Below are 995 nucleotides of genomic sequence, written 5' to 3'. Positions count from 1 at the left end.
GGGAGTACTCAATTGTTTGGAAGGTTCCTCCTTACAAATCGAATCTCGTAATGCCAGGACAGAAAAAAGAAGAGGCATGGTTGAGGAAAAGCTTGTCTCGACTCAGTCAGTATAAAGCCAATAAAAGCGAACCAATTGAAGACCAGATTAAGCGCTTTCAAGCCAGCTCAGGCCTTGTGCCTGACGGCATCGCGGGCAGCATGACGCTGATTCATATAAATTCGCGCCTTAACTTAGGCGTCCCTCGACTTATGGGGGCGAATTAGCATGTCATACATTTTAGACGCCTTGAAAAGGTCAGAACAGGATAGGCATCAAGAGAAGGTTTCTTCGATTAATAACGATATGATGGTAATGCCAAGGAATATGTCGCGACAGCCTCTTTGGCCTTACCTCCTAATATTTGTCCTTTTACTTAATGCAGGTGCGTTGATATTTTATTTTCTAGGCAGCAATTCTACTGATGAGAGTGGAAGCTCTGAAAATAGCCTGTTAACTGACAATAAAGCACTCTCCTCGACTGAGCCGGACATTAAGGATACTGGCCGTAAAACCAAGGCACTTCCATCCCATCTCATTGATAAAGCACCCATTCAAGCAAAGCCTCTTCCTATTCTAAAGGATGACTTTTCCGATAAACGCTCTGCTAAGGAGGATAAAGAGCCAGTCGAAGCTGACGATGTTATCCGACCTAAAGCGGGTGTTAAGCGCATCAGCCCGCCGCTTGCCGAGCCTTATTCCGAAGCAGCCCCGGTTTCTAAAGCTGTCGAGGAAAAAATATTGCCGACAAGTGTGAACGACGAGAGCGATAGAAGCAAACAAATTAGTAGTGCACCAAATGCATTTTCAGACCTTCCTCTACTAAGTGAAATGAATATTAGCTTTCAAAGGGGGGTTCCGACAATAGAATTTAGCAGTCATATCTACTCTTCAGAACCGAGCGCACGAAGAGCCATGATTAATAATTTGTACTTAAGGGAAGGGGATGGTTTCTC

At 44.5% G+C, this 995-nt stretch carries 2 protein-coding genes; both read left to right on the top strand.

The window, feature by feature from the left end; genetic code table 11:
• Positions 1 to 266 (top strand): peptidoglycan-binding protein (locus A3763_RS26040; RefSeq protein ID WP_231872333.1); only part of this gene is annotated, 266 nt, incomplete at its 5' end.
• A gap of 1 nt (position 267) precedes the next feature.
• Positions 268 to 995: general secretion pathway protein GspB (locus tag A3763_RS26035; protein ID WP_068760741.1), on the top strand; the 728-nt coding region annotated here is incomplete at its 3' end.

The organism is Oleiphilus sp. HI0128 (assembly GCF_001635365.1).
Note: the sequence above shows the minus strand (reverse complement) of the source record. Positions and strands in the feature narration are given on the sequence as shown.